18 protein-coding genes are annotated in these 21,205 nt (G+C 67.5%); 10 read left to right on the top strand and 8 right to left on the bottom strand.

What is annotated here, in order from left to right; translation table 11 throughout:
- Positions 1-160: 160 nt before the first annotated feature.
- On the bottom strand, positions 161-637 hold the full coding sequence (locus Q5064_RS10250) for a hypothetical protein (protein ID WP_302964407.1): 477 nt from the start codon (positions 635-637) through the stop codon (positions 161-163).
- Positions 638-859: 222 nt separating this feature from the next.
- Here Q5064_RS10250 and Q5064_RS10245 point away from each other — a divergent pair, with 222 nt between their 5' ends.
- Both Q5064_RS10245 and Q5064_RS10240 read left to right on the top strand, forming a co-directional pair.
- Positions 860-1,792, top strand: a complete 933-nt coding sequence (locus tag Q5064_RS10245) for a hypothetical protein (RefSeq protein WP_302964406.1) — start codon at positions 860-862, stop codon at positions 1,790-1,792.
- Positions 1,789-2,517, top strand: a complete 729-nt coding sequence (locus Q5064_RS10240; RefSeq protein WP_302964405.1) for a molecular chaperone — start codon at positions 1,789-1,791, stop codon at positions 2,515-2,517. The genes Q5064_RS10245 and Q5064_RS10240 overlap by 4 nt, the downstream gene beginning before the upstream one ends.
- 114 nt (positions 2,518-2,631) lie before the next feature.
- Here Q5064_RS10240 and Q5064_RS10235 read toward each other — a convergent pair whose 3' ends face one another.
- From Q5064_RS10235 to Q5064_RS10220, 4 genes are all read right to left on the bottom strand, one after another.
- Positions 2,632-4,227 carry a response regulator transcription factor gene (locus Q5064_RS10235; protein WP_302964403.1) on the bottom strand — a complete coding sequence of 532 codons (1,596 nt, stop codon included), beginning with the start codon at positions 4,225-4,227 and terminating at the stop codon, positions 2,632-2,634.
- A 189-nt stretch (positions 4,228-4,416) separates the two neighbouring features.
- On the bottom strand, positions 4,417-6,339 hold the full coding sequence (gene htpG, locus Q5064_RS10230; RefSeq protein ID WP_302964402.1) for a molecular chaperone HtpG: 1,923 nt from the start codon (positions 6,337-6,339) through the stop codon (positions 4,417-4,419).
- A gap of 19 nt (positions 6,340-6,358) precedes the next feature.
- Positions 6,359-8,206: a hypothetical protein gene (locus Q5064_RS10225; protein ID WP_302964399.1), complete on the bottom strand. Its 1,848-nt coding sequence runs from the start codon at positions 8,204-8,206 to the stop codon at positions 6,359-6,361.
- A complete protein-coding gene (locus Q5064_RS10220; protein ID WP_302964397.1) occupies positions 8,203-9,051 on the bottom strand; it encodes a hypothetical protein in 849 nt (282 codons plus the stop codon). The genes Q5064_RS10225 and Q5064_RS10220 overlap by 4 nt, the downstream gene beginning before the upstream one ends.
- Before the next feature lie 367 nt (positions 9,052-9,418).
- Between Q5064_RS10220 and Q5064_RS10215 the strand changes: the two genes are divergently transcribed.
- The 5 genes from Q5064_RS10215 (at position 9,419) to Q5064_RS10195 (ending at position 16,416) form a co-directional block, all read left to right on the top strand.
- On the top strand, positions 9,419-13,006 hold the full coding sequence (locus tag Q5064_RS10215) for a molybdopterin dinucleotide binding domain-containing protein (protein WP_302964394.1): 3,588 nt from the start codon (positions 9,419-9,421) through the stop codon (positions 13,004-13,006).
- Between the two features lie 15 nt (positions 13,007-13,021).
- Positions 13,022-13,684, top strand: a complete 663-nt coding sequence (locus Q5064_RS10210; RefSeq protein WP_302964392.1) for a 4Fe-4S dicluster domain-containing protein — start codon at positions 13,022-13,024, stop codon at positions 13,682-13,684.
- A gap of 3 nt (positions 13,685-13,687) precedes the next feature.
- Positions 13,688-14,599: a DmsC/YnfH family molybdoenzyme membrane anchor subunit gene (locus Q5064_RS10205; protein WP_302964391.1), complete on the top strand. Its 912-nt coding sequence runs from the start codon at positions 13,688-13,690 to the stop codon at positions 14,597-14,599.
- 63 nt (positions 14,600-14,662) lie between these two features.
- Positions 14,663-15,328, top strand: coding sequence for a 4Fe-4S dicluster domain-containing protein (locus Q5064_RS10200; RefSeq protein WP_302964390.1), 666 nt, complete (start codon positions 14,663-14,665; stop codon positions 15,326-15,328).
- Positions 15,325-16,416: a 4Fe-4S binding protein gene (locus tag Q5064_RS10195; protein ID WP_302964389.1), complete on the top strand. Its 1,092-nt coding sequence runs from the start codon at positions 15,325-15,327 to the stop codon at positions 16,414-16,416. The genes Q5064_RS10200 and Q5064_RS10195 overlap by 4 nt, the downstream gene beginning before the upstream one ends.
- A gap of 116 nt (positions 16,417-16,532) precedes the next feature.
- On the opposite strand, the gene Q5064_RS10190 is transcribed toward Q5064_RS10195, so the two are convergent.
- Entirely contained in the window at positions 16,533-17,198 is a 666-nt protein-coding gene (locus Q5064_RS10190; protein ID WP_302964388.1) for a GNAT family N-acetyltransferase, read from the bottom strand.
- 415 nt (positions 17,199-17,613) lie between these two features.
- On the opposite strand from Q5064_RS10190, the gene Q5064_RS10185 reads away from it, so the two are divergent.
- The 3 genes from Q5064_RS10185 to Q5064_RS10175 are packed head-to-tail and all read left to right on the top strand — an operon-like array spanning position 17,614 to position 19,618.
- Positions 17,614-18,939: an ammonium transporter gene (locus Q5064_RS10185; RefSeq protein ID WP_302964387.1), complete on the top strand. Its 1,326-nt coding sequence runs from the start codon at positions 17,614-17,616 to the stop codon at positions 18,937-18,939.
- Between the two features lie 49 nt (positions 18,940-18,988).
- On the top strand, positions 18,989-19,327 hold the full coding sequence (locus Q5064_RS10180) for a P-II family nitrogen regulator (protein WP_302964385.1): 339 nt from the start codon (positions 18,989-18,991) through the stop codon (positions 19,325-19,327).
- Positions 19,328-19,369: 42 nt separating this feature from the next.
- Positions 19,370-19,618: a TIGR03905 family TSCPD domain-containing protein gene (locus Q5064_RS10175; RefSeq protein WP_302964384.1), complete on the top strand. Its 249-nt coding sequence runs from the start codon at positions 19,370-19,372 to the stop codon at positions 19,616-19,618.
- A gap of 149 nt (positions 19,619-19,767) precedes the next feature.
- Here the strand turns inward: Q5064_RS10175 and Q5064_RS10170 are convergent, their stop codons facing one another.
- Positions 19,768-20,814 carry an inorganic phosphate transporter gene (locus Q5064_RS10170; RefSeq protein WP_302964383.1) on the bottom strand — a complete coding sequence of 349 codons (1,047 nt, stop codon included), beginning with the start codon at positions 20,812-20,814 and terminating at the stop codon, positions 19,768-19,770.
- A gap of 174 nt (positions 20,815-20,988) precedes the next feature.
- Positions 20,989-21,205, bottom strand: a 217-nt coding sequence (locus tag Q5064_RS10165; RefSeq protein WP_302964382.1) for a response regulator transcription factor, incomplete at its 5' end; no start/stop codon positions are given.

Below are 21,205 nucleotides of genomic sequence, written 5' to 3'. Positions count from 1 at the left end.
GAGGGGGAGGGCGGAATCGGAGGGGGCGATTCTGGAAGGCCCGAAGGGGAATGCGTCCTCCCCGAGAGGGGTTCCCGCAAGACCGGCAAAAGGGGACTGGATGCCGGCCGGGTTGCACAACGAGGCGGTTGTGAGTGCGTTACGGCCAAGCCGGAGAGGATTACTTGGTCACCGTAACGTAGATGCCGTCGCCGGATTCCAAGGCGGTGCCGGCATCGCTGCCAGCGCTCGCGCTCGTGTAGGCGAATCCGTCGGTGCCGGGCGCTTGGGCGCCGGCCTTGTACACGGCGATGGTGTACTCCCTACCCGATAGGTAGTCTGCCATGGATTCCATGGCGTAGTCTTCGTGGGCGAAGCGATCGCTCTTGTCCTCGCTCGCGTTCAGAAACTCGTTCATCACGGCCTCGACGGTTGCATCGTCGGCGTTCACGGGCAGCCAGACCGCTTTGGTCGGACCGCCGACGGCCGAGGAGTCCAGGGTCACCGCAACGTGGATGACGCCATGGCCCGCGTCGGCCTCCTCCTCGCTGTGGGTATAGGGCAACCCGAAGGCGAGGGGGACGAACAATGCAGCGGAGCAGAGGAGCGCGATGAAAGCTGTGACCAGATAGGTCCGTTTTGAAGCAGCTTTGATCATGGGTGTTCCTTTCCGATTGTGCCTCTCGTATCAACCCGAGGCCAGTCTAGGCGCGCACAGGCGGCCCTCCCTCCCATGAAACGGTGGATTCCCGCCGCCCGCACCGCGCATGAGTCGCCCATCTACTCCTTTTCGGCCCTCCCGTCTCCTCCAAAAAGGATGAGGGGGAGCGCAGGCGCGCTCCTATACTGGGGAAAACCGCAAGAGAGAAGGAGGTTTCCCGTGAAGGAGGAACATCCAGGCGCCCCGCTCGATCTGATGGATCGGGAAGAGGAGATCGCCTACAACCCCCTCGAGTTCATCGAGGGCGACGAGGAGGACGACCCGGATCTGGCGGGCCTCATCACCGACGATGCCGTGCTGCTGCCCCATCCGCTCGGACAGACGCCGGCGCGCCTGAAGCGGGCGACGGTGTTCACGCCCGAGGGTGCCGGCAGCGCTGAGGCGGCGGTGATCGACCTGGCCCGCACCAACGCCGGGCGCCGTCCCATTCTGCTGGGCATCCTGGCATGGGCCCGCGACGGCATCGGCAGCGACGAGCTGTTCGAGCGCATCGAGGAGGCGGAGACCTACAACAAGTCGGTGTACGCGCCGGTGTCCTACTGCCGCATGCTGGAGCGGGCCGGGGGCCTTGCCATGGAGCGGCCCGATAAGCCCGCCACGGCTGACGATGAGGCGGCGCAGGCGGCTTCGCCGGAGGCGGAGGCGGTCGTGCCGGAAGCGGCGGCCCTGTCGGCGGAAGACGAGGAGGCCGTGGGCTACCTCTCCCTGGAAGAGGCGCCCGAGCCGCGCTGGCGCACGACCGAGGCGGGGCTTGCGGCTCTGGCGAAGCTCACCGACGGCGAGGCGTTCCGCAGCCGGGTGCTCGATGAGGACGCGCGCTACGCCGAGGTGTACCGGGCCGTGATGGAGGCCATGGGCACTGCCGGTGCCCCGCGCGAGGAACTCTGCGCCCTGGCCGAGACCTTCCCGGTCACCCGCGAGCCCCGCAAGATGGGCAGCTACTTCTTAGATGTGCTGGAATCGGTGGACGCGGCCCGGTGGGCCGACGGGCGCTGGGCCCTCACCGATTTGGGAGCGTCGCTCTTCGCCGAGGTGGCGGCGCTCACCTGCGCCGACGGCGCGGGCGCCGAGATGGAAAGGATGGCATCATGAGCGAGCAGGCAGCCGAGCGCGAGGCGCTCACCACCGAGGAGTTGGCCGGCTTCTTCGCCGACCGTGCAGCCATGTACGGAGTTTTGGCCACGCTCTTCCGCCAGGAGCTGACCTGGGAGCAGATCAAGGATCTGCGGCAGATGAAGTTTCCCCAGAACAGCGGCAACGCCACGCTGGACGCGGGTTTCCGCGAGGTGCGCGACTACCTGGCGAGCGCCTGGCGCGGCAGCGAGAGCGATTTGGCCGTGGACTACTCGCGGACGTTCATCGGCAGCGGCACGAGCGGGTACTCGGCCGCCTACCTCTACGAGAGCGTCTACACCTCCGACCGGCGGCTTTTGGCCCGCGAGGCCCGCGGGGAGGTGCTCCAGTACTTCCGCAACAACGGCCTGAAGAAGGGCGCGTGGAACGACTTGGAAGACCACATCGCACTCGAGCTCGAGTTCATGCAGATCCTGAGCCTGCGCATCGCCGAGGCGCTGCGGGAGGGGGATGAGGCGCGGGCCTTGAACGACATCCGCTGCTCCTACGATTTTGTGCGCAACCATCTGAACAACTGGGTGCCGATGCTGGCCGGCGACATGCTCAAGTTCGCCGAGACCGGGCTGTACCGGGGCCTCGCGCACCTTGTGCTGGGCTACGGCGAGCAGGACGAGGCGCTTTTGGCCGAGCTTCTGGAAGGTGCGCCGGACGCTCCCGTGGAAGTGACCATGGAAGTGGCCTAGCGGCGGGAAGCCCGCTTGCGGGTGGCGCGCGCTCCAAGGAAGACGGAAGGTCCCCGACGGTTGCAGTCGTCGGGGACCTTCTCTGTTCGGGGCTCGGGAACGGCGAGCGCGGGCCTACTCGTAGTCGTCGATCTCCTCGAGCAGGCGCAGAAGGTCGCTGCGCTTGTGGATGTCGAGCTTGCGGTAGATGTTGCGGATGTGGGTCTTCACCGTGCTGGCCGAGATGTAGTACTTCTCCTGGATGTAGGAGGCCGAGCCGCCCTTGGCCAGCTCGAAGAGGATATCGGTCTCGCGCTCGGTGAGCAGGTAGAGGGAGGCCACCTTCTTCACCTTGGCCGAGAAGCGGCCGCCGGTGCGCTCGGCGGCATCGGGCGTGCGTTCCATGGCCGCCCGGGCCGCGCTCGTCGGAGCAGCCGTGGGGGAGGTACCCTGCGCGACGGTGGGGCGCCTGCCGGCCTCGCACGCTGCCTCGCTGTCGGGGAGGCAGCCTTCCGCGGGAGCCGCCTGGGGGCTGGAAGGGGAGTCTTCCGCTGCCGGCGCGCTCTGCCCCAACAGCCCCAGGCCCTCTTCCAGCTCGAGGGAGACGAGGCGCACGGCCGGGCACTCCACGATGGAGTGCAGGATGTCGGTCTCGCGCGGCATGAGGGCGAAGCCGAGGGCGATGAGCACGAGCGAGATGAGGATGGCTGCCACATCTCCCACCGGCGTGGCCTCCAGATAGGGGTTGCACCAGGCCGCGGCGATGGCGCCGAGCAGCATGAACAAGGTGATGATGCCGCGGGACAACCCGAAGATGAAGATGGGGGACAGGCGCATCTTGTGGGCGAGGTAGGCGTAGTAGACCCACACCACCGTCTCGATGAAGATATAGGCGATGAGCAGGAACAGGTCCGATAGCATGCGGTCGGCGAAGACGAGCATGGCGAAGAGGAACGAGACGCACGAGATGAGGGGCACCACCACACGCAGGAGGGTGTCCCAGCGGCCCTGGGGGTACAGGCGCGGGAAGAGCACGAACAGCGACACGGTGAGGCTGCCGGCCAGAAGCAGGGTGACGCAGGACTCGGGGGTAAGGGCGCCGCCGAGAGTCGTCTGCACCGAGATGTGCTTGAGAATGCCCAGGGTGAAGCCGGCGAATGCCATGGGGGCGAACAGCTTGAGCGCCATGCGGGCCTTGCTTGTGGGCAGGCTGTTGAAGGGGCGGTGCGGCCGGGCCTCATCGGCGCTGACGACGCGGTTGAGCGCGACGAGCTCGCCGACGGGCAGCAGGGCCGCCGCGATGCCCCCGATGGGGAAGGGCAGCGACTGCAGCACGAGCGTGTTGAGTGCGAAGCCGCCGACGACGGCCGTGGCCCCGCAGGTGGCGATGGTCCGCACGTCGGCGCGGGCGAAGGACGTGCCCCAGAACAGCAAGAGCACGGCCGAGCCGATGCCGGTGAGAATGCCCGAGCAGCAGTCGAAGGGCAGCGTGGCCGCCGTGTTGCCCAGAGGTGCGAAGGCGATGAGCGTGCCTACGCCCGTGAGCGCCGCGGCCGCGGTCATGACGGCGCGGTAATGCGCGAACCGCACAAGGCGCTGGTCGAAGGCTGCGGCGAGAAAGCAGGTGAGGCTGAGGGCGAGAATGGACACGAGGTAGAGGAAGGCCACCGAGCCGCCGCCGAGGCCCGCAATGACGAAGGGGGCGTCGAACAGCGTTCGCGTGGAGTACATGGAAGCGCATACCCAGGCGTTGTGCAGTCCAAAGCCGACCGTGAGCGTTACTGCTTGCGATGATGGTTTGCCGAAGCCCGCGAGTTGCTGTCGTGTCGTGCCCAATCGTCCCTCCCTCATAGATGGGGCGCCTCAGGGGCGCCCGATTCCCCATTATACCCCACGGTTGTGCGGGGCCCTGCGCTCCTTCTACCGGTCGGCGGAATCCAACTGGCCTGCGTGCCGATCTCCTATCAAGCGATTGACCGCTTCGTTGAAAGCTGCCGGCGATGCCAGAGGCAAGTCCTCCGCGAGCATGGCCTGGCCGAGCAGCACCTGGGTCACATCCCCCAGTGCACCGCCGTTGTCGGATTGGTCGGCCGCGCGCGCCCGGGCGAACAGCGGATGCGCCGTGTTTACCTCCAGCACGAGGGGGAGCGCCGGGCGCGGGCCGCCCTTGGCGCGGGTGAGCGCGTAGCGGGCCACGGCCAGGGTGACGGTGCCCTCGGTGGTCAGGCGCGCCGCCGCATCGTGCGCGCCGGTCAGCAGCGGCGAGGGAACGATGCGGGAAAGCGGCTCGGGGCTGTGGTAGAGCATGCGCTCGCATAGCCGCCGGTCGGCGTCGGTCGCCTCGCGCGCCGTGGCGGTATCCTCGTCGCCCACGGAGAAGTTCGCGCTCGTGACGCTGTGGAAGGGCAGCCCCTTGTAGGTGCCCATGAGCATGAGGCACAGCTCGTCGCGGGCGCCCTCGGTGCACAGCAGCACGTCGAGGCCGGTCCGCAGCGCTGCCTGCACGGCAGCCGAGGAGCGGAGGCGCTCCCGGTCGGTGCCCACGATGTAGCACACCTCCGTCCGTCCTGCCTCCTCGGCGTGGCGGGCGTACTCGGCGAGGGTGACAAGGCGCTCCTCGCGGGCCGAGTAGTACAGCAGAAGGTCGGCCAGGGGCGCGGCCATATCGCCGTGGCTCGCCGCGATGGAGAACTTGATGCCCGTGCCGAAGGCGGCGAAGAAGCGCTCGTAGGTGGCACGGTCCTCGGCCGCCATGGTGCGCAGCCGATCCATGAGGCAGCGCTCGATCTGGCGGCCGATGAGCTGGACGCGCCCGTCCTCGCGGATGGCCTCGCGGGAGACGGTGAGGTTGAGCTGGGCGGTGTCCACCACGCCGCGCACGAAGCGCAGATGATCGGGTAGAAGCGCCTCGCAGGCCTCCTCGATGAGCACGCCGGCGCTGTAGAGGCGCAGGCCCCGCTCAAAGCTTTTGTCCCACAGGCCCTCGGGGGCCTCGGCGGGCACGAAGAGCAGGGCGTCGAAGGGCAGAGGGGGCCGTCCGTGCAGGGCGACGGCCAGCAGGGGATCCTCACCATCGCGGAACTCGTCGCGGTAGAAGGCGGCGAGCGCCTCGTCGGAGACGGCCTCTTCGGGCAGCGTCCACAAAGGCGCCTCGGCGTTGACGCGCGTGAGCGTGCGCTTCGCCTCGTCGCGCACGAGGGCGCCGGTGTCCGCGTCGAAGTGCTCCTCGGCCAGATCCATGAGAATGGGATGGGCCACGTAGTTGCTGTGCTTGCGGATCAGGGCCACAAGCGAGCTCTGGTCGAGGTAGCGCTCCAGGTTCTCGTCGGGGGTGCTCTCGCGGATGTGCAGGACAACATCGGTGCCCGCGCGCTCCCGCTCGGCCGGCTCGATAGCGTAGCCGCTCACGCCGTCGCTCGTCCAGCGGTAGGCGCGCGCATCGCCCAGGGCACGCGAGGTAACGGTTACCTCGTCGGCTACCATGAAGGCCGAGTAGAAGCCCACGCCGAACTGGCCGATGAGGTCGGCGCTGCCGTCCGCGAGGCCCTCGCGCACCTGGCGGCTGTCGGAATGCGCGATGGTGCCCAGGCATTCCTCCAGGGCCGCCGCGTCCATGCCGATGCCGTCGTCGGAGACGGTCAAGGTGCGCGTCGCGGCGTCGAAGGCCACGGTGATGGCGCCCTCTTCGGCGGGAAGGCCTTGCTCGGCCCGCGCGAGGGCCGCCTTGTCCAGCGCGTCCGACGCGTTGGAGACAAGCTCGCGCAGGAACACCTCGTGGTTGGTGTAGATGGAGTTGATGACGAGGTCGAGCAGGCGCGCCGACTCCGTTTCGAACTGCTTCACGTTCCCTCCTCCGTTGCTGCTAGCAGGTGGCGAAAAGCGCCTCGACGGCCCCTGCGGATCCCGGCTGGGCATCGGCGGCAAGCCCCGCCGTGCCGGCAATGCACGAGGGGGCAAGGCGCGCCATGCGCCGTCCGTCCTGGGAGCTGATGCGCTCCACGCGCAGCTTCGCGCGCTCGGCCACCTCCACATCGGCCTGCGTGAACGACGAGGCCACGCGTACGCGACCCACGTCGGCGGCCGCGTGCAGGCGCGCCGTCTCCTCGGCGAGGAGGGCGGCGCGGCGGTCGGGATCCTTCACGATGTCGAAGGCGTCGCGGTGGGGAACAAGGCCGTTCACGAGGCCCGGCATCAGCACGCAGGGGGCATCGAGCCCGGCCGCATGCTCGTAGAGGGCCACGCGCACCGCGCTCCCGTCGCCGGCGAAGCGCGGCATCACGAGGGCGTTGCGCACGCGGTCGCGCAGGGCCGCCGCATCGTCGTCGGCGCCGACGGGCGCGGCCAAGGCGGCGACGGGGCTGTCGGCGGCGATGCCGAGGGCTGCGAGCAGCGCCGGGCCCGCAAGACCCCGCGACTGCTCGATGACGGCCTGCCCGCTTTGCCAGATCGTCGCCACGTCTCGGGCGAAGGGCACCGGCTCGCCGGCCAGCGCCGCCTCGGCCAGGGCGCGGAAGGCCTCGTAGGAGTTCGTCTCGTCCTGCTCGGCGCGGCGGCGCACCTCGAGCCACAGGTCGCTGTGGGTGAGCGCGTGGTCCATGCCGCCCCAGATGCGCCACGAGAGCGCACCCTCGGGCTCGGCAGCCAGGAGGAGCTTCGCGTGGGCGGTGAGGTTCTCATGGCAGCCCGGGCAGCGCGGGTCACCGCCGAGGGCCGCGCCTAAGCCCGCATCGTCGACGGGCAGCCCGGCCGCTGTGAGCGCGCCCACCACCTGGCGGCCCCAGAAGCGCGTAGGCACGGCCACGACCACCTCGTCGGCACGGGCTTCGGGCGCGCTTCGCTCCCAGGCCCGCACGAGGCCGGCGAGGCTGCCGAGCTCCTGCTCGGGCGCCTCCCACGTCACGTGCCGCGTCTGCTGCTCAGCTGCGCCCTCATCGGCGAGGTTGACGAGCGCCGCCCCGCGGCGCACGCGCTCGAAGTCCGCGAAGCCCCGGGGGTGGGGGTAGGCCGTGGCGCCCTTGGACGCCTGGCTCTCGTCGCCGGCCACCATGAGCTGCTTGACGCAGCAGAGGGAGAGCGCGGCCTGCTCGGCATGGGACAGGTTCTGGAAATCGTCGCAGAGCACGTAGTCGTAATCGGCGCCGAGTATCGCGCGCCCTGCCTCTTCCAGCAGGCGCGCGGCCAAGGCGGGCACCTCGTCGCGCAGGCCGCCCCTGTACTGGGCGAGAAGCTGGCGCAAAAGCGCGATGACGGTGGACTCCTCGCCGGCGATGACCCACTCGCCCTCGGGGGCCAGGTTGCTCCACTGGGCGCGGAAGAAGGCGAGCATGTTGTGCAGCCGCTGGTTCTTCTGGCCGAGGGTCTTCAGGTCCTCCAGGACGAACAGGTGCTCCTCGGCGGGCAGCACGCGTCCGAAGCGCTCGGTGAGGCCGAGGGCACGGGCCTGCTCCACCACGGCGGAGCAGAGCGCGAGCACCGGCTTCACGGCGACGGCCTTCGCGCGCTCGTCGCTATCCAACGCGGCGGCGAGCTTTCGCGCAAGCTCGTCGGCGCCGATGGCGGAAGGAGCTGCAAGCAGGATGCGCGCCGGATCGACGCCCTCCTTCACGAGGGAGGCCGCGCGCTCCACGAGCAGGGCCGTGCGCGCCCGGTGGGTGCCCCCGCAGACCTTGACGAGGGGGCGGCCGAGCAGCTCGGGATCTACCGCGCTCATGCCGCCACCGCCTCGCCGGTGGCCACCACGAAGGCGCGGCTCGCGCCGTCGGCGTCGATGGCCTCGCCGATGGCGTAGTCCACCTCGAAGTCCACCGCCGGGGTACCGTAGACGGCTTCCCACTCCTCTTCAGTCAGCGGCGCCACTTCCAGGGGGCTCACGGCCTCCGCTGCCCCCTCGCCCTGCGCCTCGGCCTCGGCCAGCAGTGCCGGGTCCTCGGTGAAGACGACCTCTTCGGCCGCCTCCTCGCCACCCGCAGCTTCTTCCTCGGCCGCAGCCTTACGCTCGGCCTCCTCGGCGGCGGCCTGTTCGGCGGCCTCAGCAGCCTGGGCCGCGTAGCTTGCCGCCGCGGGCACCCGCACCCGCACCGCCTCGCCGATGGCGCCCCGGTTCAGGGCGGCGCGCACCTGGGTGGCCACCACGGCGCACTCCTCGGGCACCGCCCCGTTGGAGTCGGTCAGAAGCTCCAGGGTGAGCGCGCCGTTCTCGAAGGAGAACTCGATGTAGTCGAGGGAGAGCTCCGGCTTGCCGTCGCGGCGCTGGTTGCGGTTGAAGGCGATGAGGTTCGCGCTCACCTTGCGCAGGGTGGCCCGCACATGCTGCTCCATGCGCTCGCTCCAGTTCGCATCGGCCTCCTCGCCGGCGCCCAGATAGGGGCGGCAGCCGAACTTCACCATAACATGGAGGTAGTTCGACGGCGCCTCGCCCTCGCCCGCGTGCCCGCGCACGAGCAAGTCGCCCACGTGGGTCCACGACCGCTTCAGGGCGAGCTTCAGCGGCTCGTCGAGCACGCGGTCGTCGATGTTGAAGATAAGGGTGTTCGTCGGGTAGGGCAGCATGGCCATGGCGCATCACCGGACCTTTCCTTCTCGTCTCCCGCCTCCTGCCGCCAGGGGCCGGGCGCGCCCCGTACGCTTCGGGGCTTCCAACTTCTCGGCTCCTACGATAACCCCGCGTGAGAGGGTCATCTACTCCTTTTCGGACGATATGGTTCAACCTCGATCTCGTCCTTTTCACTCTAAGGGGGAGGGCGCGGCCGCTCCTACAATGCCAAGCGAACCCGTGGTCGGCACGACCCGGCGTTCGGCGGACTTCGGCAAGGGACTGGAACGGAAATCCGCCGCGCACCGCGCATCCGCGCTACGGGGCTTGCGGGCAATGAGAGGTGCCGGCAAGCGCACAAGACCAATTCCTAGGAGAAGGAAGGAAGGTATGGAAAAGCTAACGCTCACCCGACGCAGCTTTATGAAGGCCTCGGCCGTGGCTGCGGCCGCCTCAGCGATTTCGTTCGCCTCTGTACCCTCACAGGCCCTTGCCGTCGGCGAGGACACCTCATCGAGCTCGGACGTCCAGCACATCCGCTCGTGCTGCCGCGCCTGCGGTAAGAACGAGTGCGGCGTGTGGGTCACCGTCACCGACGGTATCGTCACGCGCGTCGAGGGCGACGAGCAGTGCGCCCATTCCCGCGGCCACTGCTGCAGCAAGTCGCAGTCGTCCATGCTGGCGCTGTACCACCCCGACCGTCTGCGCTACTGCCAGAAGCGCACCAACCCCAAGGGCGAGGCCGATCCCGGTTGGCAGCGCGTGAGCTTGGCCGAGGCCTTCGACGAGGCCGGTGCCAAGTTCAACGAGATCGTGGAGAAGTACGGCGGAAAGTCCGTCTTCGCCGCCGGCGGCACCTCGCGCATCTACTGCATGGCGCCCTACGCCTCGTTCAAGAACCTCTTCGGCACCCCGAACTCCATTACCGCCCAGCAGATCTGCAAGGGCCCGCGCCACTTCGCCACCATCATGACCGACGAGAACGCCGCGTCGTGGATGGAAGTGGAGCAGCAGCCCATCGTGTACGTGCAGTGGGGCACCGCCGTGGAGTACTCCAACTACGACTCCTCCTGCCGCGGCGTCGTGGACATCGCCCAGCGCGCCTACAAGCACATCCTGGTGGACCCGCGCATGACGCCCTTGGGCAAGGAGGCCGATATCTGGCTGCCTTTGCGCGTCGGCACCGACATGGCGCTTCTGTGCGGCATGATCCGCTGGGTCATCGACAACGAGGCCTACGACGACCTGTTTGTGCGCCGCTGGACCAACGCGCCCTTCCTGTGGAACCCCGAGGAGGACGGCCGTACCAAAAAGGGCTGGATGTGGGAGTCCACCGGCGGCATCGATCTGGAGAGCCGCCTGATCACCGAGGCCGACCTGGACCCGGAGTGGGTGAACCAGTACTGGCCCTACGAGGGGCGCTACCAGCGCTTTATCGTGTGGGACGAGAACAACAACCGCCCCACCTACTGGGACGCCGAGCAGTGCGTGTGGGAGGGCGAGCGCCATCGCATCCCCACCACCGGCACCTGGATCGAGCACCCCTACAAGCCGGTCATCGCCGACGCGTGGCTGCCCGACCCCTCGGTGTTTGCCGATCCGGCCGACCCCGAGTTCGACGCCTACTGGCATGAGGGCAACGAGGGCGGCAAGCGCTCGAACCCCGCGGGCCTTCCCAAGAGCCCGTCGCTCACGCCGGGCGGCGTGCAGGTGAAGCTGAAGGACGGCCGCACCATCACCGCCGGCACCGCCTGGGAGTCGTTCATCGAGAGCTTGGAGGAGAACACGCTCGAGTACACCGCCGAGGTGACCGAGGTTCCCGCCGAGAAGATCGAGGAGGCGTGCATCGCCTACACGACCCGCATGAACCCCCTCTACGGCAACGGCGGCATCCATTACCAGCTGGCCATCGACCACAACGGCCACGGCGTGCAGAACTCCCGCGCGCTGCAGATCCTGTCCACCATTACCGGCAACGGCGACGGCCCGGCGGGCAACCGCGGCGCCACCAAGCACGAGCTGTCCACCCAGCCCGGTTGGGACAACTTCATGCTGAACCGCCCCGAGAACCCCAAGACCTGGGGCATGGAGGACTCGGTCGTGGGCCCGCTCGCCTTGGGCAACACGCCGCGCAACCTCACCATCGAGCAGCAGGTCCCGCTCATCCAGGAATGGGTGGCCGGCCTCATCGAGTCCGGATCGCCTCTGGCCGAGCGCTACGGCAATCGCGTGCCCACCGACGAGGAGGCCTACTGGATCGCCGACCGCAAGGGCGGCAACTACCAGCCCAACACCGAGTGGCCCGCCGACAAGACCGTGGTGGAGCGCAACATGGAGATGATCGGCTCCGACCGCTTCCCGCTCACGCGTTACTGGAGCAACTGGTCCGATGCCACGGCCACCTACGACGCCTGCCGCAACATCAACTCGATGTACCAGCTCCACGGCGAGGTGTGCATGTCCGGCGACTTCATGCACTCCTCCAACCTCATCGAGGCCTGGGAGGCCCACAAGGCGCTCGACTTCTACCTCGACTTCAACCTGTGGAGCTGCCCGAACAACGGCAACGCCGACATCATCATCCCGTGCACCCACTGGCTTGAGACCAACACCCCGCGCGGCTCCCAGGGCGCCGGCGGCGTGTTCGGCATCGCCCAGCGCTGCGTGTACCCCATCGGCGACCAGATCGCCGACTTCATCAGCGCGCTGTGCCTGTACAAGGCCATGGGCGTGGAGTTCAACAACACCGTCGAGGGGCTCGATCCCTGGTTCGATCTGGACTACAACGACTTCATCCAGATGGGCGGAGATGTGGACTACGACGCCCAGGAGGTGCAGTACCTCACGGCGAACGTGCGCTACTGGGCCATGCCCGAGTTCCCCGAGGGCATCGATTGGGACACCTACCGCGCCAAGTTCCAGGAAGAGGGCTGGTTCGACTGCCGCACCTACTATCCCGAGCGCTGGGGCACCTACCGCCGCGCCGAGATGGGCCTGCGCCGTCACTCGAAGAACCGCGAGCTGCGCCCGCTGTTCGACGAGAAGCCGGGTTTCTCCACCCCCACGGGCAAGACCGAGATCTGGTCCACCGTCTGCGAGAGCTACATCGGCGACGGGTCGGACAACTTCTACGCCACCTGCATGCCCGACCGCGCCGCGTGGGACGGCCATATTCCCGACATCGAGAAGTTCCCGCACTGGTTCGAGCCGAAGAACTCCCGCATCTCCAACCCCGAGCTCTACGATGCCTCGCGGGTCGATGAGATCAAGAACAACTCGGAGGACTACCGCAACCAGTCCTTCGGCGGCTATGCCGAGTGCGACATCACCGCGGCGGGCGAGGACAACCTCCTCGAGCGCTACAAGGAGGAGCTCGTCGCCCATCCGGACGCGGCCTTCTGGGCCACTTCCGGTTCGCGCCAGCCGGTGTACTTCCACTCCGAGCACCGTCAGCTGCCCTGGTGTCGCGAGCTGTGGCCCTCGCCGCGCGTCGAGGTGAACCCCGAGGACGCCGAGCGACTCGGTCTCCAGCAGGGCGACTGGGTGTGGCTGCGCAGCCCCTGGGGCGCCATCCGCGAGGTGGTGGACCTGTACTACGGCATCACGCCGGGCACCATCAACTGCAACCACGGCTGGTGGTACCCCGAGTTCGACACCGCCTCCCACGGCTTCGACCAGGTGAACTTCAACTGCACCCTGGACAAGTACGCCCAGGACCCGGTGGGCGGCTCCTCGCAGATGCGCGGCGTGCCCATGATCATGTACAAGGCCACCGAGGAGAACACCCCCAACGGCACCATCGTGCCCTCCTACAAGGCCGCCGACGGCACCGTCGTGCGCGCCATCACCGATGCCAACGACGAGCGCTTGAAGGAATGGCTCGCCAACGACCCGCGCATCAACGACGCCACCATCGAGCTGACGTTCGCGAGCGCCACGGCCGGCGGCCTGAACACCTTGAGCGTTATCAAAGACTAGAAAGGAGGTTTCCCCATGGCTAATTACGCGATTGTCACCGACCTGAACCGCTGCGTGGGCTGCCTTGCCTGCACTGTGGCGTGCAAGGCCATCAACGGCGTGCCGGTCGGCAACTTCTGGATCAAGACCTTGAGAATCGGGCCCCATCCCACCCAGGCCGGCTCGGGGCACTTCCCCGACGTGGAGATGTACTTTCTGCCGGTGCAGTGCCAGCACTGCGAGAACCCCGAGTGCGTGAAGGTGTGCCCTACGGGCGCCTCCCACGTGCGCGAGGACGGCACCGTGCAGATCGACAAGTCGAAGTGCATCGGCTGCCAGTTCTGCGCCATGGCCTGCCCCTACGGCGTGCGCTACCTCAACGAGGAGGAGCGCGTCGTGGAGAAGTGCACCCTGTGTGAGCAGAAGATCGCCCAGGGCGAGCTGCCCCAGTGCGTGAGCCAGTGCGCCGCCCGCGCCCGTTTCTTCGGCGACTTGGATGGCGGCGTGGACAACTTCGAGGCGCTGGCCGCCCCGTCCGACCCGAAGAAGGTCGGCTATGACGACATGATGTCTTCCCGCGTGAAGATGAAGGACTACGTGGAGGCCTACAAGGATTCCGAGATTCACCACCTGGTGGATGCCGGCAACGGTCCCAAGCTCATGTACCTTCTGCGCGAGCCCCGGACCTGGAGGGAGTAGAACATGGAACTGCAATGGCCCCTTATCCTCTTCACGTTCTTCCTCTGCTGGTGCGGTGGCACCATGGCGGTTCAGGGCGTGCTCACCCTGCTGGGGAAGGGCAAGTCCCTCCAGCTGCCGGCGCTGGCCGTCTCGGCGGTGACGCTCGTTGTCGGCGGTGTTGCGGTGTTCATGCACCTGGAGCACTGGGAGCGCATCTTCAACGCCTTCGGCGCCCTGCTCGGCGGCAACGGCATGGGCGTGTCCGGCATCACCCTCGAGCTGTGGGGGTGCGTGGCCTTCGCCATCGTGCTGGTGCTGTACTTCCTGTTCATGCGCCGCGCCGCTGACGGGGTCGCTCCCAAGTGGTGCGCCGTGCTCGCCCTCGTGGTGGGCCTGGCGCTGCCGGCGGTGACCGGCGAGTCCTACACCATGCCCTCCATCCCGGCATGGAACACCCCGCTGCTCGTGGTGTACTACGTGTGCAACGCCGTGCTTCTGGGCAGCCTGACCATGGGCATCATCGCCTACGCCAAGAAGGACGCCGACGCCGGCGCGCTGGCGGTGAAGGTGAGCCTCGTGGGTGCCGCGGCGTCGCTCGTGGTGGTCATCGTGGCCGCGCTCATGATCAACTCCTTCGGCCAGTTCGGCACGGTGCAGTACTACTTCGACCCGACCCTGCCCGATACCCCCATGGCCGACTCGGCGGCGCTGAACGCCTCCATCCTCACCGGCTCTTTGGCCGGCTGGTTCTGGGGGCTCGCTATCGCCGTGGGCCTGGCGGTGCCGGTGGTGTGCGCCATTTTGGCTGCCCGCCGCGACGAGAAGACGGCGCTGCCCCTCATGGTAGCCGCGGCCGTGTGCGCGGTGATCGGCTCGTTCGCCTGGCGCTGCATCCTGTATGTGGTGGCTATGAGCGTGTTCGCCCTGTTCTAGGGTTTTCCGCAGTGCCGGGTCCCGAGCGGGGCCCGGCACTTTTTCATTGAAAGGAAAGGGACTATGACCGTAGATGAACCCCAGGCGCGTCGTCCCGTTATCACGCGCCGCTCGCTTCTGGTGGGCGGGGTGGCCACGGCGACGCTTATCGCCGCAGGCGGGGTGACCCTTACGGGCCGCAACCCGCTCGTGCGGCCGCCCGGCGGCCAGGACGAGGTGCGCCTTGCGGCCGCCTGCGTCCGCTGCCAGAAGTGCTACGAGGCCTGTCCCCGCCAGGTGATCGTGCCGGCCCATCTGGAGGACGGCCTGGCCGGCTTCCGCACGCCGCGTTTGAGCTTCGCCGACGACTACTGCGATTTCTGCGCCGAGGAGAACGGGGGTGTTCCCCTGTGCGTGGCCACCTGTCCCACCGAGGCTTTGAGCCTGGAGCCGGGTGCCGTGGCCGAGGAGGTTATCGTGGGCGTGGCGGTTATCAACAGCCACGACTGCTTGGCCTACCGCAACACCGGCTGCCGCTTCTGCTTCGACGCATGCCCCTACGAGGCCATCGAGATGACCGAGGACGGCAAGAACGCCCGGCCCGTGGTCATCGAGGACAAGTGCAACGGCTGTGGCGCCTGCGAGAGCGTGTGCGTATCGCTGGAGTCCGGCTCCATTGCCGGAGGCGCCACGGAGCGCGCCATCGTGGTGGTGCCGCTGGAGGCGGCGGAAGGAGGGGTGTCCCGATGAAATCCGACAAGCTGCGCCTGATTGCCGCCGGCGCCATTCTGATTGTGGTGGCCGTGGGCCTTGTAGTCGGGGCCAACGTGGGCACCTTGTCCGGTTTCGGCTTCGACTCCATCGCCCTGCTGTGCCCGGTGGGCGCGCTCCTTTCCATGGTGGCGTCACACACGCTCATACCGCGGGCGGTGCTGTCGCTTGTGGTTATGGCGGCGGTGGTGCTCGTGGTGGGCCGGGCGTTCTGCGCCTGGGTGTGCCCGGCACCGCTCCTCGAGCGGTTGCGCGGGTTCTTCCGCACGCCGGCCAAGCGCAAGCAGATCGCCGACGAGCGCGCCGCCCAGGTGCGCGCCGTAGCCGAGGCCGATCTGGCGGCTGCGAGCGCCGGGACGGCCCCGGGAGCGGGCGCTGGTGCTGGGATGTCCCCGGGAGCGGGCGCGGGCTGCGCCTCGTGCGGCGCATGCGGCAAGCGGCCCGCACTGGACTCGCGCCATGTGGTGCTCGGCGGGGCGGTGCTCTCCACGGCGGTGTTCGGGTTTCCCGTCTTCTGCCTGGTGTGCCCCATCGGGCTTACCTTCGCCACGGTGCTTCTGGTGTGGCGCCTGTTCTTCGCCGGCGACTTGACCGTGGCCATCGTGCTCGCGCCCGTGCTGCTCGCAGTGGAGCTCGTGTTTCTGCGCAAGTGGTGCGCGCGCATCTGCCCCATCTCGGCCATCATGAACCTGGTGGCCCGGGGCAACCGCACCTTCCGGCCACGCATCAACGATGCGGTGTGCCTGGAGACGGCCAAGGGTGTGGCCTGCAGCAAGTGCGCCGAGGTATGCGATTTCGGCATCAACCTGCGCCATCCCGAGGCCGGCGAGCTGGGGCTGGTGGACTGCACCCGCTGTCGCGCCTGCGTCGACGCGTGCCCCACCCACGCGGTGTCCCTGCCGTTCTCGGCGCGTTTAGGCGTCAAGGCGGGTAGCGAGGCGCCTGCGGCCGGCGATGCCATCGGAGCTGCCGGAGCCGCGGCGACGGCCGGGGAGGGGACTGCTGCCCCCATCCAGGCCTCTGTTGCCGATGCCGACCTCGCCGAGGAAGCCGCGCTCGCCGATTAGCTCATTCGAGCTGATTACCTGAAGCGGCCTGCCGACGCTGTGCGTGTTGGCAGGCCGCTTGCTTTTCGGTTGCGGGCTCTCTCGGCCCGGATCGAGACTACGTTCCCGACCGTTCCCTACTTCAGCTTCTTTTCCATGATGTAGTCGTCCATGACGAAGCCCTCGCCGATGTCGGTCTCCACGGCGTCGATGACCTCGAAGCCGTGCTTTTTGTAGGCGCGGATGGCCATCTCGTTGTGCTTGTTCACGGTCAGGTACATCGCGTCCAGCCCGCGCTCGCGGCACAGCCGCTCGTAGAAGCGCACGACGCTGGCGATAAGCCCGCGGCCGCGATGCTCCTTCAACAGGTACACCTTCGAGATGAAAAAGCGGTTCGTGTCCGCCTCCACATGCCCGCCCGTGTAGCCGATGATGCGCGGCTTGGCAGCCTCATGGGCGAAGTCCTCGGCATCGTGGGCCAGCTCGCCGTCGCGGTCGGACTCCACGGCGTCGCCGGCGCCGGCCGGCGCCGGCCGGCCCTCGTCGTGGATGTCGGCGCCGTGGACGGCCTGATCGAGCTCGCGCGGGGTGGCGTTCTCTCGGTCCATGATGAAGAAGTACTCGTAGCCGTTGTCGGCGATGTCGGCGCGGAAGGCGTTCAGGCTCTGGAACTTCTCCACCATGTAGTCGGTCTGCTCCTGGCCGATGAGTGCTGGCCAGTACTCGTTCCAGATATGGTGGGCCATGTGAGCCAGCGCCTCGACCTCTTCGTCTCGCTCGACCTGACGGAATGACACGCTCATGGGGGTTCCTTCCCGGTAGACGTCGGTTAATGCAAGCCGTTTGGGATTTTTGGTCAAAAACCATGCCGAGTGCGCTGTCTGAGCCGCGAAATCAAGCTCCGAGCACCCCAATTTGAGCGAATCGAGGGGATTTCGGATAAATTCGGGGTGTTTCGGGGCGGGTTCCTTCCGGTTTGAGCGCACTCGAGGCCCTTTTTGGCCAAAAATCCCAAATGACTTGCGTTGCAGCTCTATTGTAGGCGTTTCGAGCCCAACGGGCGCCCGCGCGACCAAATGTTTCCCGCCAGTAACAGGGAGTGGTCGAAGGCGTTAACACTTCTTTTTGAGGGGATTAACAATCATCGATGACTCCGCTGGTAAACGGAGCGCGTGGAACAATCGGATCGTTCCCGATACCCCAAGGAGGTTGATTGCCATGCTTGATACCGGATCGACGGCGTTCATGCTCGTATGTACCATGCTGGTGCTGCTCATGACGCCCGGGCTCGCGTTCTTCTATGGAGGGCTCTCGCGCCGCAAGAACGTGGTGAATACTATGGTTATGATCTTCGCGGTGCTTGGCATCGTGGGGGTGGCGTGGGTGGCGTGCGGCTGGTCGTTCGCCTACGGCGGCGACGGCTCCATCCCCGTTTTCGGCGGCCTGGACCAGCTGGGCTGCTTGAGCGCGGTGAACGACATGATGGCCGAGGCTACGGGCACGCCCGATGCCTTCGCGATTCTTTCAGGCCAGGGAGCGCTGGCCGATGATCCGGAGCTGGCGGCGGCCTACCCGGCCATCGTAGACATCGTGTTCCAGATGGCCTTTGCGATGATCACCTGCGCCATTATCACCGGCGCGGTGGCCGGGCGCATGAAGTTCGGCGCGGTGTGCGCTTTCGTGGCAGTGTGGGTGCTTGTGGTATACGCGCCGCTCGCCCATATGGTGTGGGGCGGGGATGGGTCGCTCATCGGCGAGATGATCGGCGCCCTCGACTTCGCCGGGGGTGACGTGGTGCATATCTCCTCGGGGCTTACGGGCCTGGTCCTTTGCATTATGCTCGGACGCCGCAAGGGCTTTGCCGTGCTGTCCTACCGGCCCCACAACGTGCCCTTCGTGGCCCTCGGCGCGGCGCTTCTGTGGTTCGGGTGGTTCGGCTTCAACGCGGGCAGCGAGTTCGCCGCCGACGGGGTGGCGGCCCTGGCGCTGCTGAACACCGTGACGGCCAGCGCCGCTGGGGTGCTGTCGTGGCTTATGGCCGAACGGGTGCATGTGGGGAAGTGCACGCTCGTGGGCGCGGCCACGGGGCTCGTAGCGGGACTGGTGGCCATCACGCCGGCGGCGGGGTTCGTGGAGCCGTGGGCGGCGCTTGTCATGGGCGCGGTGGTGAGCCCGGTGGTGTATGCGGCCATCTCCCAAGCCAAGCGCCGCATCGGCTACGATGACGCTCTCGACGCCTTCGGCTGCCACTGCGTCGGCGGCATCGTCGGCGGCGTCCTGACGGGACTCTTCTGCGTGCCGGAACTCTCGTGGACCGGTGCGGGCGGCCTTCTGTACACGGGTGACTGGTCGCTTCTGGGCGCCCAGGTGCTCGGCATCGTGGTGACGGTGGTGTTCGTGGTGGCGGCCGATGTGGCGCTCGGGCTCATCGTGCGGGCCTGCTTCGGCGGCAGCCTGCGCGTCTCGGCCGAAGACGAGGCGGCCGGTCTCGATGTGGCCATCCACGGAGAATCGGCCTACCCGGCCCATCTGGGCCTGGACTAGCGCCGCAGCGTGCGACAAGTAACAAGCAACGAGTAAGGAGCTGAGACCTATGAAGCGAGTGACGGCCATTGTGCGGCCCGAGAAGATGGAGCCGCTGAAGGACGCGCTGTTCGCGGCGGATGTGAGCGGCATGACCATATCCCAGGTGCACGGCTGCGGCGCCCAGCACGGCTGGAGCGAGTACGTGCGCGGCACCGAGGTTATGCTGAATATGGTGCCGAAGGTGAAGTTCGAGATCGTCGTGGATGACGGGGCGGTCGATGCCCTCGTGGACATCATCGTGGCGGCCGCGCGCACCGGGGAGGTGGGCGATGGGAAGATCTTCGTGGCGCCTATCGAGGAGGTCGTGCGCATCCGCACCGGCGAGCGCGGGGCGGCGGCGGTGTAAGGTGGTACAATCTCTCGCGAGAAGACGAGAGAAAGGAACCCCATGCACAGCTATACCCCCCGCGGCGTGTGCTCCCGCCAGATCGACGTGGAAGTGAACGGCGACACCGTGGAGAGCGTCCAGTTCACCGGCGGCTGCGACGGCAACCTGAAGGCCATCTCCAAGCTGGTGGCCGGTATGAAGGTGGACGACGTGGCCGCGCTTCTGGAAGGCAACACCTGCGGCCGGCGCTCCACCTCCTGCGCCGACCAGCTGGTAAGCGCCCTGCGCGAGGCCCAGGCCGCCCAGTAGGCGCTTCGGGGCCCGGGCAAGCTCCGGGCCTTGCGCGACGCTGCGAAGGCGCGCGCCCTCCCGCTTCGGGCAGGAAGGGCGCGCGTTTTTTATCGGAGGTGGGTCGGTGCCGCGATATTTTGTCGGGGGATGCGGGGAACCGAGCGCGCCTAGAACATCATGAACAGCTTGGCGAGGGCCCAGCCGATGAAGCCGCAGCAGGGGAAGGTGAGCACCCAGGCCCACACCATGCGCCGGGCCACGCCCCAGTTCACGCGGCGGAAGCTCCTCGAGGCGCCCACGCCCATGATGGAGGCGGTGGAGCAGTGCGAGGTGGACACGGGCATGCCGGTCATAGAGGCCACGAACAGCGTGATCACCGTGGAGGCGGAGGCGGCCACGCCCTGGTACTTCTCGAGCGAGACCATGTCCATGGCTACCGACTTGATGATGCGCTTGCCGCCGAGCAGGGTGCCGAGCGACATGGCCAGCGAGCAGATGACCATGAGCCACAGGGGGAAGTCGGTGGCGCCGCTCGTCTCCATGCCGAAGGCGAGCGCTATGCCCAAAAGCCCGATGGACATGAACTTCTGGCCGTCCTGGGCGCCGTGGAGAAACGACAGCGCGCAGGCGCAGATGTCCTGCAGCACCACGCATACCTTATCACCGCGCCGACGGTCGACGCAGGAGAAGAAGAACTCGATGATCTTGGTGGTCGTCATGCCGAGGATGAAGCCTCCCACCAGCGAGAACACCATGCCGTAGATGACGAGCATCCACTCGGAGAGCACCACGCCCGCCAGGCCGTTGAGCGCGATGGCGCCTCCCGTGACCCCGGCGATGAGCGAGTGGGACTTACTTGCGGGAATGCCCCAGAACCAGCAGAACACGCCCCAGCCGATGGAGCCTATCATGGCCGCGATGAGCGCGAGGAGCGCCTGGTGGGTGTTGCCCGAGAAGTCCACCATGTTGAACATGGTGTGGGCCACGGCGGTGGAGATGTAGGTCATACCCACGAGCCCCACGAAGTTGAACACGGCGGCCAAGATGAGCGCCGCGGTAGGGGAAAGGCAGCGGGTGGATACCGCCGAGGCGATGGCGTTGGGGGCGTCGGTGGCCCCCGAGATGATCGTCACGCCGATGACGAGCACCAAAATGCCGAGCAGGACAGGGTGGTCGCCTGCCTGCGCGAGAAACATCGAAAGCGTCAATTCCATGCAGAGCCTTATCTCGATGAAACCGATCCAACGAAACGCACGGCTTTCTATTCTAGCGCAAGAGCTGAGCGGGAAGGTCGGAGAAGGGCAATCCGAGAAAACGGCTCGGAAACGAGGGGCCCAATGTGGGCCCTGCAGCATTTCTAGCCGCGGGCGCGGGCGCCGTGCCCGGGCCTACCCGGCGTGTTCCACCATGTCGATGAGCTCTTGCTGGGAGTGGACGCCCAGCTTGGCGTAGATGTGCTTGATGTGGCTTTTCACCGTGTTGCGGGAGACGACGTAGTGCTCCATGAGGAAGCGCCCGTTGCGTCCCCGCGCCAGAAACGCGAAGATCTCGATCTCGCGGGCCGTCAGGCCCCGCTCGCCCCCGTTGGCGCACGATCGCCAACCC

Source organism: uncultured Adlercreutzia sp., assembly GCF_958431955.1.
In the GTDB taxonomy this organism is placed as follows: domain Bacteria; phylum Actinomycetota; class Coriobacteriia; order Coriobacteriales; family Eggerthellaceae; genus Adlercreutzia.
Note: the sequence above shows the minus strand (reverse complement) of the source record. Positions and strands in the feature narration are given on the sequence as shown.